Below are 14,943 nucleotides of genomic sequence, written 5' to 3'. Positions count from 1 at the left end.
CGTCACGGCCCGTGGACGGCGGACCCCTCCGAAAGCGGCCCACTAGGGTGCGTGACGCCCGATCTCGCCTGGTTCGAGGAGTGCTGCGGTGACCACCAGCTCCCCCGACGTCCGCCCGACCCCCGACGCGCCGCCGCGCGAGTGGTGGCAGGTCTGGGCGCAGCGTCGCGCCGAGTGGTGGGCCGCTCGTCCCGTCCTCGCCGCCCGCTGGGCCAAGGTCCGCGCGATCGGGCTCTGGGTGGGCCTGACCTGCGTGCTCGGCATGCTCGTCCTCGTGCCCGACGTGCGCCTGTCGGTGCGGGCGTGGCTCGGTTGCGCGTGGGTCGTCATCGCGTGGTTCTTCCTCGCGCGGACCAAGACCCTCACGTGGAGCGCCTACCTGCGGTTCTTCACCGCGTGCATCCCGTGGTCGATCGGCATCGGCATCCTCTCGACGTGGCTCGCGGCCACGGTGCTCGACGCGCGCGTGGGCAGCACCGGGCCGATGGTGGGGATCGCATCGGTCACCGAGGAGACCCTCAAGCTCGTGCCCGTCGCGCTCGTCGCGCTGCTCGCGCCGCGGCGCGCATCCCGGTTCGCCGCGACCGACTGGCTGCTGCTCGGGCTCGCCTCGGGCACCGCGTTCCTGCTGGCGGAGGAGACGCTGCGCCGCCTGCTCCTGTCGGGCGGCGGCGGGCTGATCGGCCTGCTGGAGCGGCTGATCCACGGCGGGCGGCTGCCCGAGGACTGGATCCGGTTCAGCACCTGGCCGGTCCCCACGGACTGGGACCAGACCGGCGCCGGGTTCGGCGGGCACGGCGTCGTCACCGCCATCGTCACCGGGCTCGTCGGCGTCGCGCTCGTCCTCGCGCGGCACGTCCGCGGCCGGGTCGACCGCACCGCGCTCCTCGTGCGCGTCGGCGCAGTCGTCGTGCCCGTGATGGCGCTGGTCGTCGCGATCGCCGACCATGCCGCGTACAACGGCACGTCCAACGGCGGTGGCGCCGGGACGGGCGCCTCCACGCCGTACTGGCTGGACCCCGCGACGACCAACGTGCCGTGGTGGATCCGCGTCACGTGGTCGGCGTTCGGCCACGGTCACCACCGGCCCGCGTTCTTCGTGCTGCTCGCGGTCGTCGTGCTGCTCGTCGACGGTGCGCGTCTCGCCCGAGTGCCGAGCGCGGCGCTCGTCGAGGTCCCGCGCCCGGTCTGGGTCGACCAGGCGATCGTCCGCTGCAACATCGCCACCGCGACGTGGCCCGCCGCGCTGCGCCACGTGCCCGCCGCCGTCGCGCTGGCGGTCCTGGGCACCGTGTGGGTGGTGGTGCGCGACTGGACGACGGCCGTGACGGCGTTCGTGGCCGAGCCGGGCGAGTCCCGGCGCGTCGCGGCCCAGCGCGGTCTGATGGCGGTGAGCGCTCAGCGCGCCGCGCGCGAACTCGGCTACGAGCGCCTCGCGGGACCCGTCGATGTCACGGCGCGCCGCACGGTGGTGGCGGGGGCGCTGGTCGTCCTGCTGCTCGGCGCTCTCGTCCTCGCCCCCGTCACCGCCTCCGGGCTCGACACCCTGTACGACGACCCAAACTGGCTCGCCGGCGTCATGGACGCCATCGGACGCTGGTGGCACAACCAGTCGCTCGCCACGCAGCTGCTCGTGGGTGCAGGCATCGTCGCACTCGTCGCGCTGTCCGGAGGCTCGCTCGGGGTGGCGCTCGGCGTCTCGGGGGTGCTCACGTGGGGCCTCGACAAGAGCCACGGCATCGCCACGTGGATGCGTGACCCGCGCCAGGCGACCCGCGACTACTTCCGCACCGCGACGCCGTTCCAGATGGCGATGGACGGCCTCGCGATCGCCACGACGTTCGCGCCCGGCAACTTCCTCCGGTCGCGGGGTGCCGCCGCCGTGCGCGGGGCGGTGGACGACGTCGCCGAGGACCCCGTGCTGTGGCTGACCAACAAGCGCGGCGCCGTGCAGAACGCGCCCGTCCAGAACCCGGTGCAGGCGGGCGCGTCCCACCTGGTGTCGAAGAAGAACATCACGGACCAGGTGAGCTTCCAGGCGAACGAGCACACGCAGGCGCTGACGCAGCGGCAGGCGGCGGCTGCGGCACACACAGCGAACCGAGCGGCGGTCGCCCAGAAGCTGGAGGTCCTGACGGACGCCGGCTTCTCCGTCTCGAGGTCGGATCTCGTCAACCGGGAGATCGACGGCACGGTGCGTCGCCTCCGGAACGCCATCCGGACGGACACGTCGCTCAGTCCCGGGCGGTCGACCGCGCTGCGACGGCACGTCGCCGAGCTGGAAGCAGCTGCGCGCAACGAGCACGCCAGCTCGACCGCGCTGAACCGTGCCTCTGCGGACATGGGCGAGGCCGCGGGCAGGGATGCACTCCGGTCGCAGAACGCCGACATCGTCGTCGACGGCGTCGGCGCCGGGCGGGACACGATCGACATCGTCGGACTCACGCGCGAGCGGGACCAGCTGCTCTTCATCGAGGCCAAGGGCGGAGGCAGCCGTCTGAGCACGTCCGGCCGCCTCCTGCCCGACGGCACCAGGGCCCCACAAGGATCGCCCGCGTACCTGGCCGACGTCGTCCGCGTGGACAAGGCCCTCCAGCAGTGGCTACGCGACAATCCCGACATCGTCCAAGCACTCGTGGACGGCACGGTCCGCCCGCGCTACCAGCTCGTCCACGCGACGGCGAAGGGTACGGTGCGGATCTTCGAGCTCACGATCGATCCCGCGCTCATCCTCAAGGCCATCACCTGACCCTGCTCAAGAGGAGAACTCACGGTGCGAACAGCATCTTCTGACCAGATCAGCGACCTCCTGCGCGCCTTCGGCGCCGTCAGGTGGCCGACCGGGCGACAGACAGCGCTCGACCTCGCCGCCGCGCGCGGATGGTCGGTGGAGCTCGAGACCGAGAACTCGCTCGACTTCCTCACCAACCTCGGCACGAACGACGACAGCGCACACGCGCTCGTGCTGTCGAACGAGGCGACCGGGGACCTCCTCGACAAGATCACCGTCAACGTCTCGGACGCCGAGGAGTCGGCACCCGCCGCGCTCAAGAAGGCCTACACCGACCTCTGCGCCCTCGTGGAGACAACGCTCGGCGCACCGGTCCACGTGGAGCGCGGCTCGAACCCGCGGAAGTTCTGGGAGCTCGACAACGGAGGATGGGTCGGCTTCCAGCGGCTCGCCGACATCGTGATCATGATCCTGTGGTCGCGCGAGGCCGCCGACCTCGTCCGCGAGGACAAGCGCCTGGGACTCGACCCGAACCGCATCACCGGGGCGGGGGGCGACGAGGACCTGTGACGCCACCCGCGCCGGCCCCAGGACGCACGGCGTGGGTCCCCGAGGTCGTGCGTCGCGTGCCGAGCCACTGAGCGCATCGACTTGGGCCGGCGTGGTGTTCCCACCTCACGTCGATCCTCTGGTGAGCTCGGCTCCGTGGACACCGCCGTCGAGTCAGCCCTCCGCCTGCGGATCATCGCGTGGGTGCACGAGCGCGCCGAGCGCAACGGCGGGTTCCTCCACCGCCAGGAGCTGCTCGGCTACCGCACCGGCGACCGCGACCTCCCGCTGATCGACTTCTCGCGCGGCATCCGCAACCCGGCGGGCTTCTCCTCGACCCTCGCGATCGTCCAGTCGGCGCACGGCCCGTACGACGACATCGAGGACCCCGACGACGGGCTGCTGCACTACGCGTACCGCGCAGGTGACCCGTTCGGCGGTGACAACCGCAAGATGCGCGTCGCCATCGAGACGGGCATGCCGCTGATCCTGTTCCGCAAGGAGACGCCGAACTACTACACGCCGATCGCGCCGGTGTACGTCGTCGACGACGTCCCGGAGGAGAACGCGTTCCTCATCGCGCTCGACGAGTCGTTCCGGTACATGGGCGACGTGCGGTCGCTCAACGAGCCGCAGCGTGCGTACGCCCTGCGGCTGGCGAAGCAGCGGCTGCACCAGCCGGCCTTCCGCACGCGGGTGCTGCTGGCCTACGAGACGCGGTGCGCCGTGTGCACCCTGCGGCACGGGTCCCTGCTCGACGCCGCCCACATCGCCCCCGACTCCTCCGCCCGCGGCGTCCCGACGACACCCAACGGGCTCGCGCTGTGCAAGATCCACCACGCGGCGTTCGACCAGAACATGCTCGGGATCTCCCCCGACTACGTCGTGCACATCGACCGGGACCTGATGGAGGAGGTCGACGGGCCGATGCTCAAGCACGGGCTGCAGGAGATGTCGGGGAGGCCACTGACGCTGCCCGGGCGGGTGAAGGACCGGCCTGATCGGGAGCTGCTGGCGGAGCGGTGGGAAGGGTTCGCGGGGGTGGGGTGACCGTACCGCCCTCCCCGATCGACCTCAGCCCTCGCGTCTGCCAGGTACATCGAGAGGCACGCGAACCATCAGGCGGCCTCGTCCATCCGCGCGATCGTCGACGTCGCTCGCGGGATCGGGCCGGCGCCGGCGACGGACTCCCACGCCTGGGCGGCCGCGCAGCGCGGTGAGCACTACGACCACGCTCGGGTCGCTCTGTTCCGGCAGGTGGTCGAGGCTCTCTCACGTCTCCATCTGGTGCAGCGCTACGTCACCGACGCGCCTCGCGCCACGTATGTGCCGTTCTACGAGGCCTACTTCTCGAACGACATCGAGGGCTCGACGCTCACGGTCAGCGAGGTCGAGCGCGTCGTCTTCGAGAAGGCAGACGTCGGCAAGCCCGACGACGCCCATGACGTCTCGGCGACCTGGGAGAACGTCTCCGACGTCGAGGAGATGTCGCAGGTCGCCAGGGACCCGGACGACTTCATGGAGATGCTCCGCGGACGCCACGCCACGATGATGGCCCCGCACCCGCACACGGGGCCGGGCCGCTGGAAGACCGAGGAGGTCTCCGCCGGCGCGACCGTCTTCGTCCATCCCGACCGGGTTCCAGGGACCCCTGCGCGCCGGGTGGGAGGTGGCCGCCGCGCTCACCGACCCGTTCAAGCGCGCGGTCTTCATGATGTTCCTCGTCAGCGAGGTCCACCCGTTCCTCGACGGGAACGGACGCTCGGCCCGCGTGGCGATGAACGCCGAGCTCGTGCCGCACGACATGCACCGCATCATCGTCCCCACGGTGCTGCGCAACGACTACGTCTCCGGGCTCGTGCGGGCGACGGCCGGCAACGGTCCGGAAGGTCTCTACCGGGTGCTCGAGCGCGCTCAGCAGTGGGTGGCCGTGGGCGAGTTCGGGGACCTGCCCACCGCGCACCGGTACCTGCGCGTCACGAACGCCACGGTCGACTCCGGCGTTGCTGCAGTCGACGGCATCCACCTGAAGATCCTCCGAGCCGGAGAGCTCTTCGAGCTGCCCGACAGCGAGCACGACGAGTCGACGACGCTGACAGGTGAGACGTTGGCTCCCCACGTCTTCGGGGTGCTCGGCCAGTAGGCGCTCGAGCGCGGACCGGCTCCGCGTCAGCTCGTGGCGGCCGGCCCGGCGAAGATGACGTCGTCGCTGTCCAGCTTCAGCAGGTCCGCCAGGCTCGGCGCGGGGTCGAAGAGCTCGAGCAGGTAGGAGTACGCCTGCGGCCACTGCGAGCGCTCGAGGTCCGAGCTCTCGTCAGGGTCGGTCGCCAGGCCGTCGGCGCACCCCAGGACTCTCGTACGTGATCCGTCGTCCTCGATGTCGACCGCAAGGGGGGTGAAGGTCATCGGACCCAGCACGACCCGCGCCGTGCCGTGCGCCAGCCGACCGCGGGCGAGGTTCGCGTACCACGCGATGGCGTTCCGGCTCCAGGTACTCGTCATCGACGGGTCGGAGAAGTCGGCCACGTTGGTGGCCGTCGCATACGCCATCTCGCCGGCACGTACGGCTTGCACCCATGGGTCGCTCTCGAGCTCGCCGCTGGGCACACCAGAGCCTCCATGGAAGCCGGGGCGGTTCACTCCTGCCCAGGCTGCCCCGATCCCAGCAAAGCCGTCGGAACGCAGAGTGGACCAGTCCCTCACCTCGAACCAGTAGATGATGCGGCCGAGTTCGACGGCCGCTCGGCCGCTCGGCCACTCCTCCGCACTCCCCGTGAACCAGTCCCGCGCGGCCTGCGGATAGGTCCCGAGGGTCGCGAAGACCGGCCCGGCCGCGTCCCGGACGCCATCACCCGCCCCGCGCGAACCGATCTCGGCCAGCGGGTAACCCAGCGGGCCGACGTCAAGGAGTACCCCGCTCTCCTGCTCGATCCGGTCGAGCAGGTCGGCAGTGGCCACCGTCAGCGCCTTGCTCATCCGTGCGTTCTCCCGGTCGGCGAACAGGTAGCCGACCAGGCTGACCGACCCGTCGCCGACGCCCATCTCCTCTACCATCCCTGCGGCGAACTCGGAGGCCTCGGCGACGGACCACGCCGTGGAGGCCGAGGCGACACCGCGACGCACCTGGGCCGCGAGGTCCGCGGTCGCACGGTTGTCGACGGCGCGCCCCGGTGTGACGGTGCGGCTGAGCGCCGCCAGCAACTGAAGGGTCCCGTGACCGCCGACCGCGGCGAACAACCCACCGGTCATCGCGGGATCCTCACCCCACGCCTCAAGGAACCCCGCGAGAAGCTCCCGTGAGGCCGGGTCCGAGGGACCCTCGACGAGCCGGTCGGTGAGGTCGACGAACCACCCGACCAACAGGCGCCGCTGGGCATCATCGAGCGATCCGCTCGCGTTCGCGGCCAGCGCCTGAACGAGTGGGACGTCGACGACCGCGTCCACACCGGTCCCTGGCGCGTACGCCGTCATCACGTCCACCCCCGCCAACCGCTCGGCCGTCGTGCGGTCGAGGTCCTCCCGCTCGCGGCAGCACCGCTCGAAGGCCTGCACACCGACAGCAACCGCGTCCACCGCCTCGCTCCACACCCTCAACTCGTCGGCAGCCGCGGGGACCGCGGGGAACGACGGCACATCCGTCCACGACCACGCCGGAACACCACCGGCGGCGAGCGCCGCCACCGCGTACCGCTCCTGCGCCGCCATGGCCTGGGCCCGCGCAGCGGCAACGACCTCGCGGCACTCCAGCACCTTGCGACGCAACGCTCGCAGGGCCGTGCCGTAACCCGCCAGGACATCCACCACCTGACGGCACCCGCCCGCCGCGTCGTCCAGCCCCACGGCCAACCGCGACGTGCGTTCGACGAGCGCGCCCGCCCAGTCACCGATCATCGCCTCGCCCAGCGCCGCCCCCGCCGACCGGACGCTCACCGCATGCTCCCCGAACCGCTCCGCTCGCGCCACGTACCCCGCGACGAGACCGTCGACAGCCTCCGCGTCACCCGCTTCCGGTGAGCGCTCCAGCACCCCGAGATCCACGCGCACCCCCTGCGACAGCCGGACGAACCGGGCACACCGTACCGACCCGGGGAGTCGGACCGCTGGCCTCATCCACATGGGCACGTGCACCGCAACTGTTCGCGGAACCCGAGGACCCCCGGAGTTGTCCCCAGATGCGAGACGAGCCCGCCGCCGAACCGCTTCGGATCAGTACGTTCCGGGCATGCGGACACGTGGACAGGTCGTCGTCGTCGCGATCGTCGCCGGGTTGATGGCTTCCGGGTGCACGGCTGACGCAGCACCGAGTGAGCCCACCCCGACCGCGACGGCCACCAAGACGGCGACACCCACGCCGACGCCCACTCCTTCGCCGACCGTGGACGTCACCGTGCCACCGGCGCGCCCCGAGGCGATGGCGACGCCGAGCGCCGACGGAGCAGCCGCGGCGGCGAGCTACCTTATCTCGCTGTACCCGTACGTGTACGCGACAGGCGACCTCACCGAGTGGAACAGTCTCTCCGGTCCTACGTGCACCTTCTGCAGCAGCACCCGCGACGGAGCGGCCGAGGTTCACAGCGAGGGGCGCAGGATCGAGGGGGGCGCGTTCACGATCGAGTCCGCCGAGGGCATCGAGCTCGATGCTGGGAGGTGGTACTCAGCGACGATCATCGGCCTGGAGTCCGCGTCCGTGGAGTACGACTCCCAAGGCGCCGTCATCGACGAGACGCCCGGCGGACGCCACGAGGTCACCATCGCTCTGAGCATCGCCGCCGGTGAGTGGGTCGTCGACGGTGTCGAGATCAGGCAGGCACAGTGAGAGCTGCACTGCGAGCTCTCGCGGCGTCGCTCAGGGCAGACCTCTGCGTCGTCGCGCTCTCCGCGAGACCGGGACATCTGTTCGCCAGGTGGCGACCGACCTGGACCGGGCGGTCAAGCGGCGTCGGTAGCCAGCTGGTGGGCGAGCTGGGAGATCCGGCCCGGGGACAGCCCGAGCACGGCGGCGATGTCCCGCGAGAACCAGCCCTTGGTCAGGAACTGCGCCACCAGCTCGCGGGTGTGGGCGGCAATCTGCTCCCGCTCCCGCTCCACACGGACCCGCTCCTCGACAAGGCGCGCTGCCTCGACGGCCTCCGGCGCGACCTGCGCGTAGTCCCAGGTCAGCGCAAGACCAGCCTCGGCGCCCTCCGGAAGGTCCTCGACCAGGGCGATGACCTCACGCATCCGCTCGTCCAGCGTGCGCAGGTTCCGGGCATAGCTGTGCGCACCGGCCAGACCGTCGACCTCGCCCAACCAGTCCGCACCCTCACGCGTCACCCGCACGGTGTAGGTCATCGCCACCACCCCTTCCCCAGGACCGGTTCCAGGTCCCGCTCGACCGCCCGAAGAGACACCGGCGCCCGTCCCGACCCGCGCACCGTGACGTTCGCGTCGTGGTCGGCTCCCACGGCCTCATGACACCATGCACCGCGTGCCCATCGCCTCCGACGGCATCCCCACCGTCCCTCTGCGCGCGGTCCGCGCCGCGGTCGACGGCCCGACGTTCGAGCGCGGGGTCGGCTACCAGCGCGAAGGCCGGGTCGTCACGCTCGACTGGTCGGCGGACGCCCGGGTCCTGAGCTCCCTGGTCCGCGGCAGCGGGACGCGCGCCTACCGGTGCGTCGTGACGCTCGACGCGCGGCTCGACGTCGTCGACGACCACTGCTCGTGCCCCATGCGGGTCGCGTGCAAGCACGTCGCGGCGACGCTCCTGCACACCGGTGCCGGTGCGCGTCCGGACTCCACGACGCGCCGCGCGGCCCCGGCCCCGTGGCGCCACGCCCTCGGCATGCTGACGGCTCCCGTAGCGCCTGCGCCCGCCGCCCAGGACGCCCCCGCCCTCGGCCTGCAGCTCCGCGTCAACGGCCTGCCGAAGCACCCGGCCGACCCGTGGTCGCCCAGCTCCCTGTCACTGTCGGCCCGCCCGGTGCGCCGCACGACGAAGGGCACGTGGACGGCCTCGTCCGACATCGCCTGGACGGCCCTGCAGTACTCCTACGGCTGGTCGCGGACACCGATCGACCCGGCGGCGCGCACCTGGTTCCGTGAGCTGTCCGCGATGCACCTCGAGAGCCGGTACATGTCCGGCGCGTGGCTGGACCTCGGTGAGTGCACCCGGTACCTGTGGCCGCACCTGGCGTCGGCGGCGGCGCGGGGCATCGAGCTGGTCGGCCCGGGCAGGTCCGACGTCGTGCGCCTGCGCGAGCACGCCGCCCTGCACCTGGACGTCGTCGCGGACGGGGACGCGGTACGCGTCGGACCGCGCCTGGAGCTCGGGGGTGAGGTCGTCACGACGCCGGTGCGCGGCGCCGTCGGTACGTCGGGCCTGTTCACCTGGCACGACGGTGACCCTCGCGTCCTGACCCTGGCCCCGGTGTCCGAGCCCCTGACCGAGCAGTCGCTCGCGCTGCTGGACCTGCCGACGGTCGTCGTCCCCGCCTCCGACGTGCCCGCGCTGATGGCCGACGAGTACCCGCGGCTGCGGCGCGCGGTCACGGTGACCAGCAGCGACGGCAGCGTCACCCTGCCGGAGCCCGAGCGGCCCGTGCTCGTCGTGACCTGCGACTTCACCGCGCCGACGGCTGTGCGGCTGCGGTGGGAGTGGGAGTACGCGTTGGGCGGGACGCGCGCCCGCCGCCCGCTGGCCGTCACCGCGCAGGACCGGGCCGTCCGGGACGTCGAGACCGAGGCGGCGACCGTGCGCCGGGTGGAGGAGGCGGTGCGCACCCTGCCGCGTCTGGGCGCGTTCCGCGTCGTCGCGCAGCACGAGTTCGCGGGCCTCGCGGCGCTCGACGTCGCCGAGACACTGCTCCCCCTGCTGACCACGATCGACGGCGTCCGCACCGAGACCGGCGACGTGCCGGAGTACGTCGCCCTCCGGGACGCGCCGCACGTCACCGTCGCCGTCCGCGACACCGACGACCCCGACTGGTTCGACCTGTCCGTCACCGTCACCGTCGAGGGACGCGACGTGCCGTTCGCCGACCTGTTCCGCGCGCTGGCCGTCGGGGACGACCGCCTGCTCCTCGCGGACGGCGCGTGGCTGCGCCTGAACCACCCCGCGCTGGACGAGCTGCGGCGCCTCATCGAGGAGGCCGCGCGCCTCGACGACCGTCCCGGCCGCCTGCGCCTCAACCCGTACCGCACCAGCCTGTGGGCGGACCTGACGGACGTGGCCGACGAGGTCGAGCAGTCCTCGACGTGGCAGCACCGGGCCGAAGGTTTCGTCCGGCTGCTGCGCGACGGGCCCGGCCCGGCGACCGACCGCCCCGTGCCAGCGGCCGTGCAGGCCGACCTGCGCCCCTATCAGCGGGAGGGCTTCGCCTGGTTGACCATGTGCTGGGAGCACGGGCTCGGCGGGGTGCTGGCCGACGACATGGGCCTGGGCAAGACGCTGCAGACCCTCGCGCTGGTCGCGCACGCGCGCGAGCAGCAGCCCGACGCACCGCCGTTCCTCGTCGTCGCGCCCGCGTCGGTCGTGGGCAACTGGGCCGCGGAGGCGGCGCGCTTCACCCCGACGCTGCGGGTCGTGACGCTCGGCGAGACCGCGCGCCGCTCCGGCGTCCCCCTGGCCGACGCGGTCGCCGGGGCGGACGTCGTCGTCACGTCGTACGCCCTGTTCCGCATCGAGCACGACGACGTGCGCGCGCTGGACTGGGCAGGGCTGGTGCTCGACGAGGCGCAGTTCGTCAAGAACCACGCGACCAAGGCGAACGCGCACGCGCGGGCCCTGCGGGTGCCGTTCAAGCTCGCGATCACGGGCACCCCGCTGGAGAACGACGTCATGGAGCTGTGGGCGCTGCTCGCGATCGTCGCGCCCGGGCTGTTCGCGTCGGCGTCGAAGTTCCGCGAGGACGTCGCCCGGCCCGTGGAGGCCGCGTCCCGTCCGACGGCGGACGACGCGACCCGCGCGGAGGGTGCCCGCGCCCTGACGCACCTGCGCCGTCGGATGCGTCCGGTGCTGCTGCGGCGCACCAAGGAGCAGGTCGCTCCCGAGCTGCCCGACCGGCAGGAGCAGATCCACCTGGTCGACCTGGCACCTGCGCACCGCCGCACGTACGACACGCACCTGCACCGCGAGCGCTCCCGCCTGCTGGGCCTGCTCGACGACTTCGACGCGAACCGCCTCGCGATCTTCCGCTCCCTGACCACGCTGCGCCGCCTGGCCCTGGACGCCTCGCTCGTCGACCCCGACCGGTACGCGGCCGTGCCGTCCAGCAAGCTCGACGCCCTGCTCGACCAGCTGCACCCCGTCGCCGACGAGGGGCACCGCGCCCTGGTGTTCTCGCAGTTCACCGGCTACCTGCGGCTGGTGGCCGACCGGTGCCGCACCGAGGGCCTGGCCTTCGAGTACCTCGACGGGCGGACCCGGCGACGCGCCGAGGTCGTCGAGCGGTTCCGGACGGGCTCTGCCCCGCTGTTCCTCGTCAGCCTGCGCGCCGGCGGGTTCGGCCTGAACCTCACCGAGGCCGACTACGTGTACCTGCTGGACCCGTGGTGGAACCCGGCGGTCGAGCAGCAGGCCATCGACCGCACCCACCGCATCGGGCAGGACCGCAAGGTGATGGTCAACCGGCTCGTCGCCCGCGGCACCATCGAGGAGAAGGTCATGGCGCTGGCCGCACGCAAGCGTGCGGTGTTCGACGCCGTCCTGGGCGACGACGAGCAGGCGTTCGCCCGCGCGATCACGGCGGACGACGTGCGCGCGCTGCTCACGGGGTGACGGCGACTTCACAGGGTGCGCAGCGTCACCTCTGACAGGTCCCGCACCCGGGTCAGGAGCCGGTCGCGCAGGGCGCTGCGCGCGAACGGGTCGAACGCAGCTTCGAGCGCGCCGGGCAGCGCGCCGGCAAGCGCGGCGACCTCGGTGCGCACAGCGTCCGGCGAGACCCGGCACAGGGCCGCGAACCTGTCCCAGTGCCGGCCCTCGACGGTCCCGAACGTGCGCCGCCCACCGATCGACATCGCGGAGTCCCGCAGCTCGCTGTCCGCCTGGCGCGGGTCGTACGGCAACGCTGAGGCGACGTCGTACAGCGGCGCCAGACGCACCTGCGGGCCGGCGAGCAGCACCGAGTAGTTCTTCGCGTGCGCGTCCGGTGCCCCGATGAGGTAGTTCGCGATCACCGCACGGACGAACTCGTGGACGTCATGCCCGGGATCACTCGCGCTGCGCCGCAGCAGGTTCGCGATGTCGGCCGCCGTCGGACCCTTCGACGCTTCGTACTTGCGCCGCGGGTACACCGACAGCGCCTGGCACATGTCTTCCTGGTGCACACGCATCACGGTCCCGTCCGCCCGCCGGCGCCGGTCGTACCGTGCCACGACCAGGGCAGGCTGCCCGTCGAACTCGACGTACTCGGTGCTGGCCACGCGCAGTCCGCACAGCGCGAGAGCTCGCATGCACACGTGCTCGTTCAACGCCTGGTCGCGGTAGCCCACGACGCCGGGCTTGATGATGTGCGTCGAGGCGGCTGCGCCCAGCGGCTCGTGCCAGGCGCCGTTCACGTCACGGGTCAGTGCGAACTTGCCCTGCGCTCCCGCCAGCGACCAGCGCTCGCCGGCGACCGTCCACGCCGTGTCATCGGCGCGCAGCGCACGCAGGCGTGCGCCGATGTCCGCGTCGGTGACGCGCTCGAGAGATCCCTCCAGCGCGTGCGGCCCGCCCGGGGCGCCGCCTGGCACGAGCTGGACGGCGCCCGCGCAGTCCAGACCCATGTGCTCGAGCAGCGCGAACGGGTTCTGCGCGCTGACGCCGAACCGCTGCGCCCAGCGTTCACGCACCTCGTCACCGTCCGGCAGCAGCCCTTGCAGGTACGGGTCGATGCGGCGGCCGGGGTACGTGGCGTCGGCCACGGGCATCGACAACGACAACGCCGTGGCGTTGACGTCGCTGACGTACTGCGGGTCGTACGTGAACGTGTGCCGACCCGAGTGCGACTGGGTGACCTGACCGATGACGCGCTCGTAGAGCACGACGTCCAGGTGCCGGTCGCTCACAGCGGAGCCGTCTGGCTGTCCAGAGCGTCCAGGTCGAACGTCGCGGCGGACGCCGGACCCAGGTGCAGCTCCAGGCCCAGGGCTCCGACGACCGCCAGAGCCTTGCCGAGCTCACCGGTCGGGTGCCCCGCCTCGAGCTGGCGAAGCGTGGGGCGGGAGATGCCGGCCTCGGCCGCCAGCTGCTGCTGGGTCAGACCGGCCTTCTGCCGGGCAGCGCGCAGGTGCGCGCCGAGCTGTCGTGCATCACGGATACCAGCCATGGATGACAACGTACGCTTCCATCGACCAATGTCAACGAGCGCTGCCATTCGGAAAAGGAAAGATACGTTGCCGCCGCGAGTGCGCTCGGTGCGACAGCGTCGCCGAGCGAGGGACCTCCCACGGCCACGCGTCCCGCATCCGGACCCGCGCCGCCTCCCACCGAAGCGCTCGGGCGGTTCGCGCCAAGGGCGACGCGCTGACCCGTCCGGGTCGGGTTCCGCCGCGGCGTTGTCCACAAGCCGGATCGACCCCGCCCGAACGGCCCCGACAACCGGTACTTTCCCGACATGCCCATACGTGGATCGGGACGACGCATGCTCACGGCACCGGCGACGGCCGTCGCTCTGAGCCTCGCCCTGGCAGCGTGCACGGGGAGTGGAGAGGCGGCCCCGACAACCACTCCCCCGGCCACGACGTCACCGCGCCCGAGCGCAACGCCGACGACGACGGTTGCGCCACTTCAGGAGCCCGCGACCCCACCCGAGCGCCCCGAGGCCATGGCTGCGCCGGGTTCAGAGGGCGCCGCAGCAGCGGCGACCTACTTCATGTCGCTGTACCCGTACGTGCTGGCATCCGGCGATCTCGCGGAGTGGAACTCGATGTCGGCCGAGACCTGTGACTTCTGCGCCAACACGCGGAGCGAGGTCGAGCGGCTGCACGGCGCAGGGATAAGAAGCCTCGGCGCGATCGAGGTGCTGTCCGCGACAGGAAAGGACCTCGGAGCGAACAACTGGTACGCGGCCGACCTGACGGTGCGGATCGCTCCCTCGAGCGATATCGATGCGAACGGCGCGGTCGTCGGGAGCAACGACGGCGGAACCTACGACCTCAACTTCGCGATGACGTGGGCCGAGCGCTGGATCATCGACTCGGCCGGCATCGTCGAGTCGCCGGAGAGTTGATGCGGCGGCAGAGTGCGGGCCGCGCCCTCGCGTGCGTGTGCATGGCTGGGGCGCTCACTGCCTCGGCCGGCACCGGTGCGACGGCGCTGGACGACCGGTTCAAGGGCGTCATGCAGGGAAGCCACGCCGAGATGACCGTCGCGCGCAGCGAGGAGCTCGCCAAGAAGAACGCACCCACGCCCCCCGAGCTCCGTCTCGCCGAGTACCAGCGCGCCCCGTACTGCCGCGACGCGCCCGGGATGTGGGTCATGGGGAACGCCGACGGCACGTGCCCCGACGGCGCGAATCTCGCTCGGACGTCCGTGCAGTGCGAGGACGGCGACACGCTCGTGATGCCGATGTGGATGCGGACACGCGCCACACCAACCTCGGCGTGGGAGCCGTGGGACGACATCGACACGGGCGGCTGCGGCATCGACCTGCTGCCTGTGATGACAGAGGCGGACTTCCGTCGCCTGCCCCTGCCCG

Annotated in this window: 12 protein-coding genes and 1 pseudogene; 8 read left to right on the top strand and 5 right to left on the bottom strand. The window is 72.1% G+C overall.

Annotated elements, in window-relative coordinates; all coding sequences use genetic code 11:
- Positions 1–88 precede the first annotated feature (88 nt).
- From Cph01nite_RS12150 to Cph01nite_RS12140, 3 genes are all read left to right on the top strand, one after another.
- Positions 89–2,749 (top strand): hypothetical protein, encoded by a 2,661-nt coding sequence (locus Cph01nite_RS12150; protein ID WP_203674532.1) that lies wholly within the window; start codon positions 89–91, stop codon positions 2,747–2,749.
- A gap of 24 nt (positions 2,750–2,773) precedes the next feature.
- The gene (locus tag Cph01nite_RS12145; protein ID WP_203674530.1) at positions 2,774–3,301 is read left to right on the top strand and encodes a DUF6301 family protein; all 528 of its coding nucleotides are present in this window, start codon (positions 2,774–2,776) and stop codon (positions 3,299–3,301) included.
- 135 nt (positions 3,302–3,436) lie between these two features.
- The gene (locus Cph01nite_RS12140; protein ID WP_203674528.1) at positions 3,437–4,330 is read left to right on the top strand and encodes an HNH endonuclease; all 894 of its coding nucleotides are present in this window, start codon (positions 3,437–3,439) and stop codon (positions 4,328–4,330) included.
- A 293-nt stretch (positions 4,331–4,623) separates the two neighbouring features.
- On the opposite strand, the gene Cph01nite_RS12135 is transcribed toward Cph01nite_RS12140, so the two are convergent.
- Positions 4,624–4,800 carry a hypothetical protein gene (locus Cph01nite_RS12135; protein ID WP_203674526.1) on the bottom strand — a complete coding sequence of 59 codons (177 nt, stop codon included), beginning with the start codon at positions 4,798–4,800 and terminating at the stop codon, positions 4,624–4,626.
- Between the two features lie 149 nt (positions 4,801–4,949).
- Between Cph01nite_RS12135 and Cph01nite_RS12130 the strand changes: the two genes are divergently transcribed.
- Positions 4,950–5,423 carry a Fic family protein gene (locus tag Cph01nite_RS12130; RefSeq protein WP_203674524.1) on the top strand — a complete coding sequence of 158 codons (474 nt, stop codon included), beginning with the start codon at positions 4,950–4,952 and terminating at the stop codon, positions 5,421–5,423.
- Positions 5,424–5,449: 26 nt separating this feature from the next.
- Here Cph01nite_RS12130 and Cph01nite_RS12125 read toward each other — a convergent pair whose 3' ends face one another.
- Positions 5,450–7,318 (bottom strand): hypothetical protein, encoded by a 1,869-nt coding sequence (locus tag Cph01nite_RS12125; RefSeq protein WP_203674522.1) that lies wholly within the window; start codon positions 7,316–7,318, stop codon positions 5,450–5,452.
- Between the two features lie 337 nt (positions 7,319–7,655).
- On the opposite strand from Cph01nite_RS12125, the gene Cph01nite_RS12120 reads away from it, so the two are divergent.
- Positions 7,656–8,096 carry a DUF6318 family protein gene (locus Cph01nite_RS12120; protein ID WP_203674679.1) on the top strand — a complete coding sequence of 147 codons (441 nt, stop codon included), beginning with the start codon at positions 7,656–7,658 and terminating at the stop codon, positions 8,094–8,096.
- Between the two features lie 113 nt (positions 8,097–8,209).
- On the opposite strand, the gene Cph01nite_RS12115 is transcribed toward Cph01nite_RS12120, so the two are convergent.
- Positions 8,210–8,611: a hypothetical protein gene (locus Cph01nite_RS12115; protein ID WP_203674520.1), complete on the bottom strand. Its 402-nt coding sequence runs from the start codon at positions 8,609–8,611 to the stop codon at positions 8,210–8,212.
- Between the two features lie 136 nt (positions 8,612–8,747).
- Here Cph01nite_RS12115 and Cph01nite_RS12110 point away from each other — a divergent pair, with 136 nt between their 5' ends.
- Positions 8,748–12,038, top strand: a complete 3,291-nt coding sequence (locus tag Cph01nite_RS12110) for a DEAD/DEAH box helicase (protein WP_203674518.1) — start codon at positions 8,748–8,750, stop codon at positions 12,036–12,038.
- A gap of 8 nt (positions 12,039–12,046) precedes the next feature.
- Here the strand turns inward: Cph01nite_RS12110 and Cph01nite_RS12105 are convergent, their stop codons facing one another.
- Both Cph01nite_RS12105 and Cph01nite_RS12100 read right to left on the bottom strand, forming a co-directional pair.
- Complete coding sequence (locus Cph01nite_RS12105; RefSeq protein WP_203674516.1) at positions 12,047–13,312, bottom strand: type II toxin-antitoxin system HipA family toxin; 1,266 nt, start codon at positions 13,310–13,312, stop codon at positions 12,047–12,049.
- A complete protein-coding gene (locus tag Cph01nite_RS12100; RefSeq protein ID WP_203674514.1) occupies positions 13,309–13,572 on the bottom strand; it encodes a helix-turn-helix domain-containing protein in 264 nt (87 codons plus the stop codon). Before Cph01nite_RS12100 ends, Cph01nite_RS12105 begins: the two co-directional genes overlap by 4 nt.
- 288 nt (positions 13,573–13,860) lie before the next feature.
- Between Cph01nite_RS12100 and Cph01nite_RS12095 the strand changes: the two genes are divergently transcribed.
- The gene (locus tag Cph01nite_RS12095; RefSeq protein ID WP_308439444.1) at positions 13,861–14,475 is read left to right on the top strand and encodes a DUF6318 family protein; all 615 of its coding nucleotides are present in this window, start codon (positions 13,861–13,863) and stop codon (positions 14,473–14,475) included.
- 41 nt (positions 14,476–14,516) lie between these two features.
- Positions 14,517–14,943 (top strand): annotated as a pseudogene (locus Cph01nite_RS12090) (hypothetical protein); the annotation flags it as partial.

Source organism: Cellulomonas phragmiteti, from assembly GCF_016862775.1.
GTDB lineage: Bacteria > Actinomycetota > Actinomycetes > Actinomycetales > Cellulomonadaceae > Cellulomonas > Cellulomonas phragmiteti.
The sequence above is the reverse complement of the archived record's forward strand: the minus strand, read 5'-3'. Positions and strand labels throughout refer to the sequence as shown.

Excerpts from the sequence above, each read along its gene's own strand:
- Cph01nite_RS12095 (WP_308439444.1), top strand. The coding sequence starts at position 13,861 with ATGCCCATACGTGGATCGGGACGACGCATGCTCACGGCACCGGCGACG.
- Cph01nite_RS12135 (WP_203674526.1), bottom strand. The coding sequence starts at position 4,800 with ATGAAGTCGTCCGGGTCCCTGGCGACCTGCGACATCTCCTCGACGTCG.
- Cph01nite_RS12100 (WP_203674514.1), bottom strand. The coding sequence starts at position 13,572 with ATGGCTGGTATCCGTGATGCACGACAGCTCGGCGCGCACCTGCGCGCT.
- Cph01nite_RS12115 (WP_203674520.1), bottom strand. The coding sequence starts at position 8,611 with ATGACCTACACCGTGCGGGTGACGCGTGAGGGTGCGGACTGGTTGGGC.